Raw genomic sequence first — 17,550 nt, 5'->3', positions numbered from 1 at the left:
GTGACAAGGTGAACGTTTATGGGATTTAAATGTGGTATCGTCGGTCTGCCTAACGTAGGAAAATCTACACTGTTTAATGCCTTAACTAAGGCCGGTATTGAGGCAGCCAACTTCCCATTCTGTACTATTGAACCAAACACAGGTGTTGTTCCAATGCCTGATCCTCGCTTAGATAAGCTGGCTGAAATTGTTAAACCACAGCGTATTTTACCCACAACAATGGAATTTGTTGATATCGCGGGTTTAGTAAAAGGTGCCTCTAAAGGTGAAGGTTTAGGTAACCAATTCCTAACGAATATTCGTGAAACTGAAGCAATTGGCCATGTCGTTCGTTGTTTTGAAAATGACAATATCATTCACGTTTCAGGTAAAGTTGATCCTGCTGACGATATCGAAATCATCAATACTGAATTAGCCCTTTCTGACTTAGATACGTGTGAGCGTGCAATGCACCGTAATCAGAAAAAAGCAAAAGGTGGCGATAAAATTGCTAAAGCTGAGATGGAAGTATTAGAAAAATGCTTACCACACTTAGAAAATGCCAGCATGTTACGTTCTCTGGACTTAACGGAAGAAGAAAAAGCGACTATTCGTTATTTAAGTTTCTTAACGTTAAAGCCAACAATGTATATTGCAAACGTTAATGAAGATGGTTTTGAAAATAATCCATATCTTGAAACTGTACGTAAAATTGCAGAAGCAGAAGGCTCCGTTGTTGTCCCTGTTTGTGCTGCAATTGAATCAGATATTGCTGAGCTAGAAGATGCTGAACGTGAAGAGTTTATGCAAGATTTAGGCATTGAAGAACCAGGCTTAAATCGTGTTATTCGTGCAGGTTATTCATTACTGAACTTACAAACTTACTTCACTGCCGGTGTAAAAGAAGTTCGTGCATGGACAATCCCTGTGGGTGCAACCGCACCACAAGCCGCAGGCAAAATCCACACTGACTTTGAAAAAGGTTTTATCCGTGCTCAAACTATCGCTTATAACGATTTTATCACGTACGGTGGTGAACAAGGCGCGAAAGAAGCTGGTAAAATGCGTGCAGAAGGTAAAGAATATATCGTTCAAGACGGCGATGTAATGAACTTCTTATTTAATGTGTAAGATTAAATAAAATATTCGCTATTTTCTAAAAGCCTTATGTTTTCATAAGGCTTTTTTATAATTAACTTAAAATTATACTAGAGATATTTATTAATATTATAAAAAATAAAAATAATAATTAGCCAATTCTATACTAGAAAAATAATATTTATAATTATTTTTCTATTAAACATCTGATGTTATTTAATAGTAATGTGAAAAATAATGATATAAAAAAATATTTTCTATATTAAAATGTTTACTCGTAATTTTAATTTTGCAAACCATATCCAAATATATCTTATATTAATAAAAATGATCAAGGGTGTATAAAAATCACCTTTAATAGCCTTGGAGAAATAAAGATAAACTCAATAAAATTATACCCATAACGAGTGTCACAACCAGTTATTGATAAGTATAAATAACTAAGTTAAATTATTTAATTCTAAGTATAAAAAATAACATTCAGTTAATTATTAAATACACAACTATCATACACTATTCAATAACAATTAAAACATTTGAAATACTTATAAATTGGGATAATACTTAATTGGATAATCGATTAATGATTGTTACTTATTAAATAAAGGAATGGCTTTACCATGAATAATAATTTTCAACCTAATGTGCGAGATAATAGTGACATCAAAAAGAATGAAAATAATAGTAGCCAATATGGACAGAAAATAATAACCAACTTAAATAATTATATTAACAATCATCCTGAATATACTATTTATCAAAATTCATTAATGAGTAGCTTAATTGCAGGTGTATATGACAGCGATGTCACTATTGCTGATTTATTAAAGCACGGTGATTTTGGTTTAGGAACTTTTGAACAACTTGATGGCGAGCTAGTTGCATTCGACAATAATGTTTTTCAATTACGCTCTGATGGTAACGCACGTAAGGTATTACATTCTCAAAAATCCCCTTTTGCTGTAATGACATTTTTTAATTGTGATATTGAACATCACTTTTCTTATGGTGCATCGCAAAAAGAAATACACCATGTCATTAATCAGTATGTTCCTTCCGACAATCTATTTTGTGCAATCAGAATTGAAGGCGAATTTGAATTAGTTAAAACACGCACAGTTCCTCGTCAAGAGCCTCCCTATCGCCCAATGTTAGAAGCTATCGAAAATCAGCCTACTTTCACCTTTCACAATGAAACAGGGACTATTGCAGGTTTTCGATCCCCACAATTTACTCAAGGAATAAATGTTGCAGGGTTTCATGAACATTATATTAATCAACAACGTCAAGGCGGTGGTCACGTCCTTGATTATTATTTAAAACAAGGCACCTTACAAATCGGTATAATTTCCCGCCTTACCATTGATTTACCCAGCCAATCCGCTTTTTTACAAGCTAATTTAATGCCAGACAATCTCCATCAAGCAATAGAACAAGCCGAAAATTAATTCCAAAAATCACTAACTTTATTCTTAATCTCATTTTTTATTCACTTGCAAAATCAAAGAAGGTTATATGAATACTCCTCATTGGAAATGTGGTGCAGATTTAGTTGTCAAACAATTAGAACAACATGGCATTAAACAAGTGTTTGGTATTCCGGGTGCAAAAATAGATCGTGTATTTGATTCTCTTCTCGATTCAACTATTAAAACAGTGGTGGTTCGTCATGAGGCTAATGCGGCCTTTATGGCTGCAGCGGTTGGTCGTTTAACGGGTAAAGCGGGTGTGGCTATCGCAACATCAGGGCCGGGATGCTCTAATCTTGCGACAGGCATAGCAACAGCAACGTCTGAAGGCGATCCCTTAGTTGCATTGGGAGGATCAGTAAAATCCTCAGATAGATTAAAACTGGTTCATCAAAGCATGGATACCGTTACCATGTTTAATCCTATCACTAAATTTTGTGCCGAAATTGATTCCTCAAAATCAATCTCTGAAACTATGGCTAACGCCTTTCGTCATGCAGAATCAGGAAGACCAGGCTCGGCTTTTTTAACTTTCCCCATGGATATTTTAAATAACGAAGTTAATAGTCCAATATTAGTGCCTAAATCAAAATCCAATATTGGTAGCGCAAATAATGAGGCTATCCAAGAGGCCGTTAAATTACTGCAGAATGCTAAAAGCCCTGTTATTTTATTAGGGCTACAGGCGAGTTACCCTGAAAATGCATTAGCATTACAAAAGCTACTTGATATTTGTCCGCTCCCAATTGTAGGCACTTATCAATCAGCAGGAGCAATCGCTCAACGCCATTTTCCTTTATTTGCTGGTCGTATTGGTTTGTTTAATAATCAACCGGGTGATAAATTACTTTCTCATGCAGATTTAGTCATTACTTTAGGTTATAGCCCTATCGAATATGAGCCGTCATTATGGAATCATAATAATGCCAATATTATTCATGTTGATGAAATTCCAGCTGAGATTGATTTAGCTTACTGCCCTGATTTAGAATTAACAGGTAATATCAAATTAACAATTGATAATTTAACTCAGCATTTTGCTAAACAAGCCACATCTCAAATTATACTCTCAAATAATACTCGACAGGTTTTAGAAAAAATTCGTCGCCAAAGAGAAATTCTGCAACAAAATAGTTATTTTCGACATGGTTCTCCTATTCACCCTTTAACTATTATTCATGAGATGCAAAATATTATTGATAACGATGTAACACTCTGTATTGATATGGGAAGCTTTCATATTTGGCTTGCTCGTTATCTTTATAGTTTTAGGGCAAGACAAATGTTAATTTCTAATGGACAACAAACCATGGGTGTTGCATTGCCTTGGGGAATTGGCGCTTCTTTTGTTCGGCCTTCTGATAAAATTATTTCTGTTTCTGGTGATGGTGGCTTTATGCAATCGTCCATGGAGTTAGAAACTGCGGTTCGTTTAAATACCAATATCTTGCATATTATCTGGGTGGATAACGCTTATAATATGGTAGAAATGCAAGAGCAAAAAAAATATGACCGTTATTCTGGCGTAAAATTTGGAGCAATTGATTTTAAACGTTACGCTGAATCCTTTGGCGCTAAAGGGTTTTCTGTTGAGTGTGCATCTCAATTACGTACTGTTTTACATGAAGCAATGGCCGTTGATGGCCCTGCGGTTCTTGCTATTCCTGTCGATTATCGAGATAACGCTAAATTAATGGAACATATTGATTATAATCTGATTATTTAGTGTATTCTAAACTAATCACATAAAAGCCCCCAATAATATAAAATACTACTGGGGGCTTTCTAATAGAGCGCTACTGTTTATTTTGACTTAAATATTCAGCGACACGAGCTTCAATACTTTTACGCTCACTCTCTGACAAAGAATAAAACATAGCGACATTATTGACATCGACATTCAGTAATAAACCGTAATAATAAGTATTTTTCACATCACCTTTTAACAGATAAACTTCATAGAGTTTTGAAAAAGAAGGCTCTGCAAAATTCATTTTTCCTAATCGAATATTCATCTCTACAATATAGTCATTATGATTTTTTAAAGTAGAAATATACATATTTACTGCAGGATCCTGATTTACGTTATCCAGCCCATTGGAGTACATTTTATTTAATTCAGTGTATATACGACTATCTATACCAAATGGATAATCTAAAGATAATTGATACCACTCAATTGCTTTATCTAAATCTTTCTCAACTAAACAAGGTGCTTCTAAATAATAATCAGCAATAGTTATAGTGCTATTATAGGTAAATTCGTTACTACGAGGTTTTTCTGTTTCTATCCATTTTTTAAAGTAATTCGCTACTTTATTGATATTATCTTTATCTTCACAAATATTCTCCATATAATATTTATAAAGGTATTCACTCGCTTTTTTATTTCCTAAATTATACGCTTTTTCTGCATAAACAAAACTTTTTTGGCGATCTTCATAAGAGTAAAACCTTGCTAGTTCAAGTAGTTTCTTATCATTATCTTCTTGTTTCATTAAACGACTAAGATCATAATTTCTTCCCTCACGAGTTCTTGTCACTATTTCGTACAATTCTAATTCTGGGTTAGATAAATCAATACTAATACGTTTTTCATACTCTTGTGCTTTTGCGACATCTTTTTGAATACCTTCTTTACCCTCTTGATAAATTAAGGATAAATTTATCATTGGGTAATTTTTACATCATTAACACTTTTTTGCTTAAAATACTTACTGTCTATTCCCTATCAACGCTTTTCCATGAATAATAACAAAAATGACTTTTACACTTTGTTGATACTCATTAATGCTAATTTTCACTTATCAAATTAGCTATTTTGATAGATGATGCCGTTCCTCCTGTTATATTGATATTTAGGATAAAATACATATGTCTCATATCTCATTACTTTCTTCTCATGCTCGATTTATTGCTCTACGCCTTCTCCCTAATGAAGATGTCATTATGGCATTACGACAAATAATGAAGGAACAAAACCTGAAATCAGCATTTATTGCAGGTTGTGTGGGGAGTTTAACAGATGTGGTATTACGTTTTGCAGGACGCGAAGAAAATCGCTATCTTACAGGTAAATTTGAAATTGTTTCACTGATTGGAACATTAGATGACCAAGGTGAGCATTTGCATTTAGCAGTTTCAGATGAAAATGGATTAATGTGTGGTGGACATATGATGCCAGGTTGTACAGTGCGCACAACGCTAGAGCTCGTTATTGGTGAGTTAGAGCAAGTGACTTTTAGCCGTCAGCCTTGTAAACACTCTGGTTATGAAGAGTTGGTCATCACGCCGCGTAAATAGTTTTTTATAAAAAATCGCTATTTATGCAAAATAATAAAACCAATAATAACAATTCTTTTTGCTAAGGTTTTTAAACTATGTCTACAACTCCTCTGATTTCGAGTCGTACACTCGTGCTTATTGTTGTTTCTATTGCAATAAATATGATCGGTGGTCAAATCACCTCAATGGTCAAACTTCCTATCTTTTTAGATTCTATTGGTACGCTTATTTGCGCATTATTAGGTGGCCCATGGGTCGCATTATTGACTGGATTATTAACCAATCTATTATGGGGATTAATTAGTGGCCCGATGGCAGCCGCATTTGCTCCTGTTGCCATGATGATAGGATTAAGTGCAGGTTTATTGGCTCGAGCAGGTGGCTTTCGTTCTTTAATCAGAGTCATTGGTTCTGGTGTTATTATTACATTAGCATTAATGATTGTTGCTGTGCCTATTCGAACTTATTTATTTGGTGGCGCAACAGGCAGTGGCGCTGATTTCTTTGTCGCTTATTTTCATGCTATTGGTGAAGGTTTAATCGAATCTGTTGCCATTACTGTATTAGGTGCAAATCTTGCTGATAAAATATTGTCTGCGATTATTGCCTGGCTATTAGTGCGTCAATTACCTCAACGAACACAACGTAATTTTCCAGCGATCGCCAAGGTTCGCTAACATGCATCCCTTTACCTCATTGGCATTATGGCTTTGGTTAAGTGCCAGTGTGCTTTTTTTATCATTAAGCTTGCCACTGCTGATAATCAGCAGTGGCACTTTTATTAGCTTATTGATTTGGAAAGCCTCTCGCTGGCGTTGGCGTTTTATTGCATGGCTAATGATCCCTATGGCAATAGGATTATGGTTAGTCCATAGTGGCTGGTTGGCTTATTGGTTAACGGGATCACCGTTAGATAAAAGTAAACAAGCCATGGCAATAGCTTTATGGTTAAGATTATTAGCCATAATATGTGGTGCACAATTGTGGCTACAATATACCTCGACAGAACACTTCATTAGAGCGCTATTTGCAAGCCGTTTACCGATGAGCCTTTCCTATTTATTAGCGGGGCCTTTATTGCTAGTAGAACAATTACGCCAACAATTACACAATATAAGAGAGGCACAATTAGCACGAGGCGTTCCTCTTGATGGCTCATTTTGGCAACGTTTAACTACGTTACCCGCCATTATTCTGCCTCTTATTAGCCATATATTAAGTGATTTAACCATTCGCAGTGCAGCATTAGATATGAGGGGTTTTCGTATTATTGCAAAACGAACAACGCTATATCCCCCTATCGATACATCACTTCAAAAAATACTCCGTTACTCTATTGGGCTGCTTATCTTGATTGAAGGAGGTTTTTGGCTATGGTGGTAAATCTTCAACAATTTAGTTTTACCCCTAAAGGCGACGATCACCCCATCCTTGGGCCTATTGATCTCCAATTAAAACAAGGGGAGTGGCTTGTTATCCTTGGGGGAAATGGGAGTGGTAAAAGCCTTCTTGCTCAATTATTAGCGGGCTGGTTTCCTGATATATTAACAGGCACTGTGCAAGGCTTGGGAATTGTACAAAATACTGAACTAGATAAAAATCGCTTAGTATCACTCGCTCCTGGTCGCCAACTCGTTCAACAATCGCCTCAATTACAACTTTCAGGGTGTGCGTTTACCGTAGAACAAGAAATTGCCTTTGGCCCTGAAAATTTAGGCTTAAGTGCCAATGAAATTCGATTTCGAGTAAAAGAGGCTCTGACGTTAACACAATGCGACAGTTTACGTTTTCGCCACCCTGCAACTCTTTCAGGCGGTGAAGCACAGCGTATCGTCATTGCTAGTGCGCTTGCTATGCACCCTAAATTACTATTGCTTGATGAAGCCTTTAGCCGTTTAACACCTAATGCAACACAGCAATTACAACTACGCATAAAACATTATGCTAAAGAGCATAACTGTAGTGTGGTGATCCTTGAACGTAATTTATTACCTGCAATGATGCTAAGTGAACAATTTTTATTGTTAGAAGCAGGGAAAATGAAAGCAGCAGGTACCTTAGACTCTATTTTCCCTTTCTTATTTTCAACAATTAATGCACCTGATTCATGGCAAGCGTTACATTGGTTAATTGAAAATCATCATTGGAATAAAAATATTGTAAATAATGATAAAGCCTTACTTAAAGCTTTTAAGGAATTTTATGCTACAACTTGATAAAGTGACTTATCGTTGGAGCGATGATGTTCCACCTTGTATTGCTCAGTTATCCTTGACGTTAAATCAAGGAGAATGGATAACCCTAGTGGGGGATAATGGCGCAGGTAAATCAACCTTATTACGTTTAATCGCAGGGTTATTAACGCCAAATGAAGGTGAAGTCAATTTAAATAACACCCCGCTATCCCAGATGAAAGCACAACAACGGGCACACTATATCGGTGTTTTATTTCAAGAACCTGAACGACAAATTTTTCATAATACCGTTGAAAAAGAGATCACATTTGGCCTAAAACAGCGCCAGTTTCCTAAAGCCGAAATAAAAAAACGTTTAGATGAAACATTAGCGCTTTGTGGCTTAAGTGAGGTTATTGATGTTCATCCGTTAGATTTGCATGCAGGTCAACGAAGAATGGTTGCTGTGGCAAGTCTAAGTATTTTGTCACCAAAAATATTACTGCTTGATGAGCCAACACGTGATTTTGATGCCCATTGGCTGTCTTGTTTTGAACACTGGCTTCATGTACAAAAAAAATTAGGGACAACGGTCCTTGCTATTAGTCATGATCTTGATTTTACTGCTCGTCATTTTGAGCGTGTTATTCATTTATCATCAGGCAAATTAATTGCTGATGATTCTCCTGAAAAAGTACTAATGAATTCAACATTACAATCTCTTTCTGATATCCCCGCACCTACGTTATACTCATTAAGCCAAAAACTAAAACTTCCCATTAAAAATAACCCAATAGAATGGGCTAAAATGCTAGTTGAAATGAATAAAAATCATAAAATTAATTCATAATAATCTTAAGGCCTACCTATTATTCGTGTTCGCTGTTGTTTATTTTATTGCTGGAGAGAATAAAATGGAAATCATTCACACCTTATTAGACTCATTGGGCCATTTATCACCTATTACATTATTCTTGTCTATTATCTTAATTACTGCGGGAAAATCGACTATAGGGATCTCTTCTTTTTTACCCCCGGCATCCTTAATGCTTATCTTTATTTTTGGCGCTTGTTTACCCTTTTATTCTCCAATATTTCTTTGGTTAGCCACCAGCTGTGGGGCTTTACTAGGTTCAATTGTTAGCTATGAATTAGGTCGTTCTATTTACCACTTTCCTCGCCTTAACGCATGGGTTAAGCGTTATCAATCAAAAATTAATCGAGTTCAACAATTATTAAAAAATAAAACTCACTATATTCTGTTTATTTCTCGATTTTTAGCTGTATTTCGCTATTTAACTCCTTTTAGTGCGGGCTTATTAAAATTACCGGCGCGTGGTATTTATATTACCAGTACTATTTCTGCCTTAGTTTGGTCGGCTATGTTTGTTTTAATTGCGACAGGTGTGCTTTCCATTGTTTTGTAAGCATTCTCATTAATACATCCTTTTAGCCATTCACTTAATGTAAAAAATACCCTACTTTCTTTTTACTCAGCAATATTATTTAAATATTGCCTAACCACCCATTTTTTCATTTTATTTTTTATTATCGATAAATTGGCTATTTTTTAGCTTATTTTGTTATTTATTTAGTAAATTACTGATATTTTCTTTTGCATTTCGTGCATATCACCCTAATTATGATTAAAAATCGCATAATTATTATGCCGATCACACTTTGTTATCTTCTTGTTTTAATTTCACCATGTCACCTCACAATTTTTTAACATCTTGTATTTCTATAAAACTTGTCATGTTGTATACAAGTTGATGTGAAACATTCACCTGCGTTTTTATGTACAGGAACAACATCATGAGAATAAGAAAAACAAAGCTTGCCATCGGTATTGTTGCTGTTATTGCTGTTATCTCATTAGCAATAGCTGGCAAAAAGGAGAATGCGAATAAACAATTTCTCTCTGTAGCAACAGCCTCAACAGGAGGAACGTATTATCCGATGGGGGTTGGATTAGCGAATGTATGGAGTACACACCTTAAGGATAGAGGCGTTCAAGTTACTGGACAATCCTCTGCGGGATCAATAGAAAATATTTACTTGATGCAGAAAAATGAAGCTCAACTTTCTATTTTACAAAGTCTTTTAGCCGTAGAAGCTTACGACGGTGTACGCAACTTTGAAGGTAAACCAGTAAAAGAGCTGCGTTCAATTTCTATGTTATGGCCTAATGTTGAACACTTTGTTTTAATGAATAACAAAATTAAGACAAGCACATTAGACGATATTCGATCTACACGCTTTTCTGTTGGCCCACAGGCCAGTGGTACTGAGCAATCTACAATCATTATTCTTAAAGGCGTTAATTTAACCAAAAAAGAGATCACCCCTGAATATTTAGGGTATGGCGATACTGTTTCTGCTATGCGAGATGGACGCTTAGATGGCGGAGCATTGCCTGCAGGTGTTCCAGCTTCGGCAGTCACCGATATGTATGCCAGTGGTGTCAGTGCAACATTATTAGAAGTCACAGATAAGCAACTGGATGACATCAATAATGTAGCAAATTCTTGGTTTCGCTTTGAAATACCCGCGAACACATATCCTCGTCAAACCGAAAGGGTCAATACTATTGCTCAACCCAATATCTTAATGACCACAACCAGTATTGATAATGATTTAGTGTATGAACTCACTAAATCAATGTTTGAAAATCTTCCCGAGGTTCATCAAGTTCATAGTGCAGCTAAATACATCACCACAGAAAATGCATTAAAAGGTGTTTCTGTGCCACTACACCTAGGGGCCTACCGCTATTACCAAGAGATTGGATTAGAGATCCCTGATTATCTTATTCCACCAGAAGCTCAAACGCAGACTAATAATAAATAATAGGAGTGAGTTATGACTAATAATGACCATCTAACTCCGGTAGAGCCACCCGCATTAGATAAAGAGGCAAGTTCTGGCAGTCGCCAACTTGCAGGTATCTACCTGAAAATGACCACAACCCTTGCAATATTAATCTCGCTTTATGCCATTTATTCTAACGCGTTATCAAATACCCAAGAATTTTATCGTAATACTATATTCCTGAGTGGTATTTTAATTTTAGGGTTTATTCTATTCCCATTCTCTAAGCGTTTTTCAACGCCAAAATTTAATGGATGGGATTATCTTTTTATTATTTTAACATTAGTTAGTTATGGTTATTTTTTCTTAAATTATGTCGATCTTCATGTAGTGAGAAAGAGTATTCCAAATACCACAGATTATGTTATGGCGATATTGGGTATTATTGTCCTTTTTGAAGCTGCAAGAAGAACGACGGGTTATTTCATTCCAGGACTTGCAACTTTCGCCATTATTTATGCTTTATTTGGTCAATATTTTATGGGTATTTTCGGTCATGCCGGATTTTCCGTAGAACGGTTGTTATACCGTTTATTTATGACCAGTGAAGGCATTTTTGGAATTACTCTTTCAACCGCATCAACCGCTATTGTGGTCTTTATTCTTTTTGGTTCTTTCTTAAGTGTGAGTGGTGCCACTGCATTATTTAATGATTTAGCCCTTGCTATCGCAGGACGTCGTCGCGGTGGTCCTGCGCAAGTTGCAGTTATTTCCTCTGCATTGACAGGCTCTTTAAGTGGAAGCGCCGTCGCTAACGTAGCAACCACAGGAACATTTACGATCCCCTTAATGAAAAGTATTGGGCTAACTCCCCGTTTTGCAGGTGCCGTCGAAGCAACAGCATCAACCGGTGGAATGATTATGCCTCCAATAATGGGTGCTGCCGCATTCATTATGGCGGGCTTTTTAGGGATTTCGTATACCACCATCGTCATTGCCGCCATTATTCCTGCACTGCTGTATTACGCTGCATTAATTATGGCTATTGATATTGAAGCCAAAAAGCAAGGGTTAAAAGGATTAAGCAAAGAGAATATCCCACAAGTTAAAGCAGTATTAAAAGCGCGTGGTTTATTATTATTACCACTGGTCATTGTTATTGGCACTTTATTAGTCGGTAAAACCCCTATTTATGCTGGATTTTTAGGTATTCTAACTATTATTGTCGCCAGCTGGATAACACCCGATAAAACAGTTCGTATGACCTTAAAAAAAGTCGCTGAGGCGTTAGCAGAAGCGGCACGTGGTTCAGTTCAAGTCACCGTGGCGTGTGCGGCAATTGGGGTCATCATCTGTGTCGTGACGATGACAGGTATTGGTGCGACATTGGCCTTTAACATTGTCTCAATGACGGATAATACATTATGGATGATCTTATTAGTTGTTATGCTGGTGTGCATTGTTTTAAGTATGGGTTTACCTTCAACCGCTTTATATATCGTCGTTGCCGTTACAGTGTCACCTATCTTAATTAAAGCGGGAGTTATGCCTTTAGCTGCCCATTTTTTTGTATTTTGGTTTGGTGCATTATCCAATATTACGCCACCTGTTGCATTAGCCAGTTATACAGCAGCCAGTATTGCACGAGCGGACCCAATGCAAACATCGTGGGATGCTGTACGTTTAGCACTTCCCGGTTTTATCATTCCATTTATTCTGGTTTATAACCCTGCTTTATTGATGCAAGGTGATAATTTAGGTGTATTCTCTATTGGATTAATGATTATTACTGCATTAATCGGAATTTATGCACTGAGTATTGCAACAGCAAATTTCTGGATTGTAAAAACAACATGGTTTGAACGTATTGCTTTTGCAGCCGCCGCAATTTTAATGATTAAACCCGGATTATATACCGACCTTCTGGGCGTAAGTTTGATCATATTAACGGGTGCATTCCACATGTTACGGTCTAAAAAACAACTCGCCCATATGGGACATGTGTCAGGGGAAAACTAGATGATACAAAAGATCTCACGCCAAAAAGCATCGCATCAAATTCTTGAGCAGATTAAGAAAAATATTCATAACGGAACGTACCCTGTAGGGGAAAAGTTACCCTCTGAAAACGTACTCGCTGACGCCTTTGGTGTCAGTCGAGTCCCCATCAGAGAAGCATTAGGTGTATTGGAAGCCAGCGGAATTGTTACTTCACGCCAAGGTGGTGGTCGATGCGTTATAGACCATTCGATACTCAGTAAATATGAACCTATTGTTATGGAGATTGCTCGTCCTCAAGAAATAGATTCGCTGCTTGAAATGCGTGAGGTCATTGAACATGAAGCGGCAGCAATTGCCGCTTTACGTCGTACACCTGAAGAATTACTTGCGATTGAAAATGCACATCAAGCTTTTATTCTAGCAACTCAGCAAAATAAAAATATTGGTCATGAAGAAGATTATCAGTTCCATCGCGCGATTATGGTCGCTTCTCATAATCCTTTTTTTGTTAGGATCTTAGATAACTTACATGAGCTTTATCTGGGTGTATTAATGTATTCATTAAGCCAGAACAAAGGTCGGGATGCTGAAACAAAGCGCGTTATCGCAGAACACGACGCTATTGTTGAGGCGATTCGCCAACAAGATCACGATGAAACAAGCCACAAAATGCGACTTCATTTGACGAATGTACGTGGAAAATTAAAACGCTTACAGCAAAAAAAACGTTAACTCTCTATTTGTAAAGTGGATAAGACTATGACTTATGACGTAATTATCATCGGGGCGGGATTAGTCGGATTAGGCGTTGCAAGTGCGCTACAAGAAAGCCAGCCTGAGCTTAAATTATTGGTGATTGATAAAGAATCTGGCCCTGCGGTTCATCAAAGTGGACATAATAGTAATGTTGTTCATTCAGGTATTTATTACACACCTGGGAGCCTTAAAGCAAGGCTAGCAAAACAAGGCAATATCACCACTTATGCGTTTTGCCAACAACACAATCTTTATTACGATCGTTGTGGCAAAGTGATTGTCGCGACTAATGAAAAAGAGCTAAATGCGTTAGAAAACATTTATCAACGTGGCATTGATAATGGGCTTGAAGTGATCAAAATGACCGAAAGTGAACTGAAAGCCAGAGAACCTTATGTTAATGGCATTGCTGCATTATTAGTTCCTGATGCAGGTATTGTGAATTACTCTGAAATTGCAGCAAAACACGTTGAAATTATTCAATCTCGTGGCGGTGAATTTACGTTTGGTCAAACGGTAACAGCTATTAATGAAACAGATGAACATGTAACAGTAACGACATCTAACAACCAATTTACAGGTAGGTGGTTGATTAATTGTGCAGGATTATTTAGCGACCGTATTGCTAAAATGGCAGGTTATGATACAGGCATGAAGATAGTTCCATTCCGTGGCGAATACTTTATGCTTAATGCCAATAAAAACCACTTAGTCAATCACCTTATTTATCCTGTTCCTAACCCTGATTTTCCGTTTTTAGGTGTCCATTTTACACGTATGTATAACGGACACCGTGATGTTGGGCCTAACGCAGTATTAGCGTTTAAGCGTGAGGGCTATAAAAAAAGCGATATTAACTTAAAAGATCTCGCTGAAGTTCTCACTTACAAAGGATTTTGGAAAATTGCTGGAAATTATTTAGGTGAAGGATTGGCAGAGCTTCGTCGCTCATATTCACGTAAACTCTTTACTCAAAATGCACAGAAATTAATCCCTGATTTACGTGAAGCCGATATTCATCCTGGTCCCGCAGGTGTTCGTGCTCAGGCTTTAACCAATGACGGTAAACTCGTCGATGATTTCCATTTTGTCAAAGGCAAACGCTCATTGCATGTGTGTAATGCTCCCTCTCCGGCAGCAACCGCTTCAATTGAAATAGGCCGTGAAATAGTCAGAGAACATTTTTTATTGTAACGATTAAAAAACATCTTTATTAAAAATTAAATAATAGCACTGGCGTTAATCAGTGCTTTTTATTTTCACTTCAATCTAACTCTCTTTTAATGCTTCCCCCATTAACCACTGCTGAAATATTTCCATTGATGCTGTCATTGGCTTTGATTTTAAAGATGTTAACCAATATTTCCCTATTTCAACGTCTATTTTAAACGGTTGCACTAACTGACCACGTTCAATTTCTCTTGAAAACATCTTTGCGGGCGCTAATGCAACGCCGCCTTCATAAATCGCGCTTTCGACCATTAAACGTGAAGAATCAAAAATAGAGCCTGTTACTTTTATTGGGGCCATATTTGCTTTTTCAAACCATTGCAGCCATTCATCTTCTCGATAAGAACGATATAAATTTTCATTTATTAAATCAGATGGATATTGTAAACGTACGGCTGTTTTTGGTGAGCATAACACCGTTAATGGCGCTGAAAATAACGCCTTATTGTGAGTTAGTGGCCACAGCCCTTCGCCAAATCGAATGGCAAAATCAAGCCCTTCTGTTGCCAAATTAACCACATTATTATTTGTTCTTAAATTCACTTCTATTCTTGGATATTGTTGTTTAAATTCAGCCAATCGGGGTAATAACCAACCCACGGCAAATGTCCCTACAGTGGCAATTGAAACAACATCACGGTACTCACCCCGTTCAAATTGCTTAAATACACGTTCAATGTTGCTAAAAGCCGTTGTTAATACAGAAAATAAAATATGTGCATCATCTGTCATCTCTAGGCCACGGGGTAAGCGCTTAAAAAGTATCACCCCAAGACGCTCTTCTAGCATTCTTACCTGCTGACTGACCGCACCTTGAGTAACATAAAGCTCTAATGCTGCTTTGGTAAAATTAAGGTGCCTTGCTGATGCTTCAAAAGCGCGTAGTGCATTAAGAGGAAGATGTGTTCGCATAATATTCTTAGCCATTAGATTTTCTATAAGCTAAGGCGATTTATTATCGATTGTCAATAAACTAATTAAATAGGATATTGCAGATGATAAATATACAGCTTTTTATTTATACAATAACTGACTATTTATATTGAGATTTTCTTTACTAAATTAATATGAGCATCAATTTATATGTTTAAAATAACATTTCGTCAGACCGCCGTGATCGTAGTTTCATTAATATCTCTATTTGCTTCTCCTCTGCTATGGGCTAAAACAAATAGTACTATTGAAGAACAATTAAGTGTGCTTGAAAAAAATAGCCAAGGCCGTTTAGGGATTGCCTTAATTAATACTGAAAACAATTCACTCATTACCTACCGTGGTGATGAGCGCTTTGCAATGGCAAGTACCAGTAAAGTCATGGCTGTTGCGGCGGTTTTAAAAGAGAGTGAAAAACAAGCTGGATTACTTGATAAAAATATCGTAATAACAAAATCTGATTTGGTCGCTTACAGCCCTATTACAGAAAAACATTTAGCAACAGGAATGACACTGGCTCAATTAAGTGCTGCGACCTTGCAATACAGTGATAATACAGCGATGAATAAAATAATAGACTATTTAGGTAGCCCTGCAAAAGTGACTGAATTTGCACGCTCAATTAATGATGTTACCTATCGCTTAGATCGCAAAGAACCTGAATTAAATACAGCCATTCACGGCGATCCTCGTGATACCACCTCTCCAATTGCAATGGCAAAAAGCCTACAAACGTTAACGCTAGGTGATGCGTTAGGACAATCTCAACGCCAACAACTCGTCACGTGGTTAAAAGGTAACACTACAGGGAACCAAAGTATTAAAGCAGGTTTGCCAACACACTGGATTGTCGGCGATAAAACAGGCAGTGGCGATTATGGTACAACTAATGATATTGCTGTTATTTGGCCAGAAGATCATGCGCCATTAGTTTTAGTCGTCTATTTTACCCAACAAGATCAGAATGCTAAATATCGTAAGGATATTATTGTGAAAGCCACGGAAATCGTGACAAAGTCTTTTACTTCATCATTAACAAAGCATTAATAACAAGTTTTATAATTACAAGTAACAATAAAAAAGCTGAGTACAATTTTATTTGTCTCAGCTTTTTTTATTTTTTATTATCGTTTTACTTTAATTCAGTTATGTGATGTGTGTTAAATCATTGTAAATAAAATATTTACCCTTTAATTAAAGCGGTAAAGAAAAACTGACTTTAACCGTCTCCATTGGCACTTCCGTTTTTATACTTTGAATACTAGGAATTTGTGTTAAATAGTCAGCATGAAAACGGCGATAGGTTGCTAAATCTTTTGTCACTATACGAATTAACGCATCACACTCGCCAGCCATTAAATGGCATTCAACAACTTCAGGTAATACTTTGATAGCCTTTACAAATTCCTCGATAGTGTCAGCATCCTGAGCTCTAAACCAGATCCTGGCAAATAAAGATAACCCTGCATCAATCTTACTGCCATCTAATACAGCAACATAGCGCGTGATCACACCTGACTCTTCAAGTAAACGCACTCGACGAAGACAAGGAGAAGGTGAAAGTCCAACCTCTTTTGCCAGCTCAATGTTCTGGATTTTACCATCACGTTGAAGAACCTGTAAAATATGTTTATCTATCTTATCTAATTTTATTGACATCAAAGATTAACCTTAATTCTATTTGTGGAATTTTATTGCCAATTAATTCTTTTTGTTAGCAACAAAGCAACCCGATTTTTTCGGAATCATCATATAATCTTTCCGCTAGATTTCACAGCAAAAACGATGTTTTCCTCAATCTATCTCTATCAGGT

At 36.7% G+C, this 17,550-nt stretch carries 17 protein-coding genes; 14 read left to right on the top strand and 3 right to left on the bottom strand.

The genetic code is table 11. The features are described from left to right. Positions 1 to 18: 18 nt before the first annotated feature. The 3 genes from ychF to alsS all read left to right on the top strand — a co-directional run bounded on the left by ychF (position 19) and on the right by alsS (position 4,272). Positions 19 to 1,110 carry a redox-regulated ATPase YchF gene (ychF, locus tag INT39_RS00190; RefSeq protein ID WP_193016504.1) on the top strand — a complete coding sequence of 364 codons (1,092 nt, stop codon included), beginning with the start codon at positions 19 to 21 and terminating at the stop codon, positions 1,108 to 1,110. 587 nt (positions 1,111 to 1,697) lie between these two features. Next, the gene (gene budA / locus INT39_RS00185) at positions 1,698 to 2,525 is read left to right on the top strand and encodes an acetolactate decarboxylase (protein ID WP_193016503.1); all 828 of its coding nucleotides are present in this window, start codon (positions 1,698 to 1,700) and stop codon (positions 2,523 to 2,525) included. A gap of 67 nt (positions 2,526 to 2,592) precedes the next feature. Continuing rightward, positions 2,593 to 4,272 carry an acetolactate synthase AlsS gene (gene alsS, locus INT39_RS00180; RefSeq protein WP_193016502.1) on the top strand — a complete coding sequence of 560 codons (1,680 nt, stop codon included), beginning with the start codon at positions 2,593 to 2,595 and terminating at the stop codon, positions 4,270 to 4,272. A gap of 70 nt (positions 4,273 to 4,342) precedes the next feature. Here the strand turns inward: alsS and INT39_RS00175 are convergent, their stop codons facing one another. Then, positions 4,343 to 5,218 carry a hypothetical protein gene (locus INT39_RS00175; RefSeq protein WP_193016501.1) on the bottom strand — a complete coding sequence of 292 codons (876 nt, stop codon included), beginning with the start codon at positions 5,216 to 5,218 and terminating at the stop codon, positions 4,343 to 4,345. 202 nt (positions 5,219 to 5,420) lie between these two features. Here INT39_RS00175 and INT39_RS00170 point away from each other — a divergent pair, with 202 nt between their 5' ends. The 10 genes from INT39_RS00170 (at position 5,421) to lhgO (ending at position 14,767) form a co-directional block, all read left to right on the top strand. After that, positions 5,421 to 5,849, top strand: a complete 429-nt coding sequence (locus tag INT39_RS00170; protein WP_193016500.1) for a PPC domain-containing DNA-binding protein — start codon at positions 5,421 to 5,423, stop codon at positions 5,847 to 5,849. 77 nt (positions 5,850 to 5,926) lie between these two features. Further along, on the top strand, positions 5,927 to 6,508 hold the full coding sequence (locus tag INT39_RS00165; RefSeq protein ID WP_193016499.1) for an ECF transporter S component: 582 nt from the start codon (positions 5,927 to 5,929) through the stop codon (positions 6,506 to 6,508). A gap of 1 nt (position 6,509) precedes the next feature. Further along, positions 6,510 to 7,214 carry an energy-coupling factor transporter transmembrane component T gene (locus INT39_RS00160; RefSeq protein ID WP_193016498.1) on the top strand — a complete coding sequence of 235 codons (705 nt, stop codon included), beginning with the start codon at positions 6,510 to 6,512 and terminating at the stop codon, positions 7,212 to 7,214. Beyond that, the gene (locus INT39_RS00155) at positions 7,205 to 8,047 is read left to right on the top strand and encodes an energy-coupling factor ABC transporter ATP-binding protein (RefSeq protein ID WP_193016497.1); all 843 of its coding nucleotides are present in this window, start codon (positions 7,205 to 7,207) and stop codon (positions 8,045 to 8,047) included. Before INT39_RS00160 ends, INT39_RS00155 begins: the two co-directional genes overlap by 10 nt. Beyond that, entirely contained in the window at positions 8,034 to 8,855 is an 822-nt protein-coding gene (locus INT39_RS00150; RefSeq protein WP_193016496.1) for an energy-coupling factor ABC transporter ATP-binding protein, read from the top strand. The genes INT39_RS00155 and INT39_RS00150 overlap by 14 nt, the downstream gene beginning before the upstream one ends. Positions 8,856 to 8,919: 64 nt before the next feature. Further along, positions 8,920 to 9,432: a DedA family protein gene (locus INT39_RS00145; protein WP_193016495.1), complete on the top strand. Its 513-nt coding sequence runs from the start codon at positions 8,920 to 8,922 to the stop codon at positions 9,430 to 9,432. Positions 9,433 to 9,820: 388 nt separating this feature from the next. Continuing rightward, positions 9,821 to 10,855 (top strand): TAXI family TRAP transporter solute-binding subunit, encoded by a 1,035-nt coding sequence (locus INT39_RS00140; RefSeq protein WP_193016494.1) that lies wholly within the window; start codon positions 9,821 to 9,823, stop codon positions 10,853 to 10,855. A 12-nt stretch (positions 10,856 to 10,867) separates the two neighbouring features. Continuing rightward, positions 10,868 to 12,835, top strand: coding sequence for a TRAP transporter permease (locus INT39_RS00135; RefSeq protein ID WP_193016493.1), 1,968 nt, complete (start codon positions 10,868 to 10,870; stop codon positions 12,833 to 12,835). Continuing rightward, positions 12,836 to 13,549 (top strand): FadR/GntR family transcriptional regulator, encoded by a 714-nt coding sequence (locus tag INT39_RS00130; protein WP_193016492.1) that lies wholly within the window; start codon positions 12,836 to 12,838, stop codon positions 13,547 to 13,549. It begins immediately after the preceding gene. A 27-nt stretch (positions 13,550 to 13,576) separates the two neighbouring features. Beyond that, positions 13,577 to 14,767 (top strand): L-2-hydroxyglutarate oxidase, encoded by a 1,191-nt coding sequence (lhgO, locus tag INT39_RS00125; RefSeq protein WP_226894094.1) that lies wholly within the window; start codon positions 13,577 to 13,579, stop codon positions 14,765 to 14,767. Positions 14,768 to 14,842: 75 nt separating this feature from the next. Here the strand turns inward: lhgO and INT39_RS00120 are convergent, their stop codons facing one another. After that, positions 14,843 to 15,718, bottom strand: a complete 876-nt coding sequence (locus tag INT39_RS00120) for a LysR family transcriptional regulator (protein ID WP_319021314.1) — start codon at positions 15,716 to 15,718, stop codon at positions 14,843 to 14,845. 168 nt (positions 15,719 to 15,886) lie between these two features. Between INT39_RS00120 and bla the strand changes: the two genes are divergently transcribed. Then, positions 15,887 to 16,783, top strand: a complete 897-nt coding sequence (gene bla, locus INT39_RS00115; protein WP_193016489.1) for a class A beta-lactamase — start codon at positions 15,887 to 15,889, stop codon at positions 16,781 to 16,783. 147 nt (positions 16,784 to 16,930) lie between these two features. On the opposite strand, the gene INT39_RS00110 is transcribed toward bla, so the two are convergent. Continuing rightward, positions 16,931 to 17,395 carry an Lrp/AsnC family transcriptional regulator gene (locus INT39_RS00110; protein ID WP_193016488.1) on the bottom strand — a complete coding sequence of 155 codons (465 nt, stop codon included), beginning with the start codon at positions 17,393 to 17,395 and terminating at the stop codon, positions 16,931 to 16,933. Positions 17,396 to 17,550: the final 155 nt, after the last annotated feature.

Source organism: Pseudomonas sp. FME51, from assembly GCF_014897305.1.
This window is presented reverse-complemented; position numbering and strand designations above follow the sequence as displayed.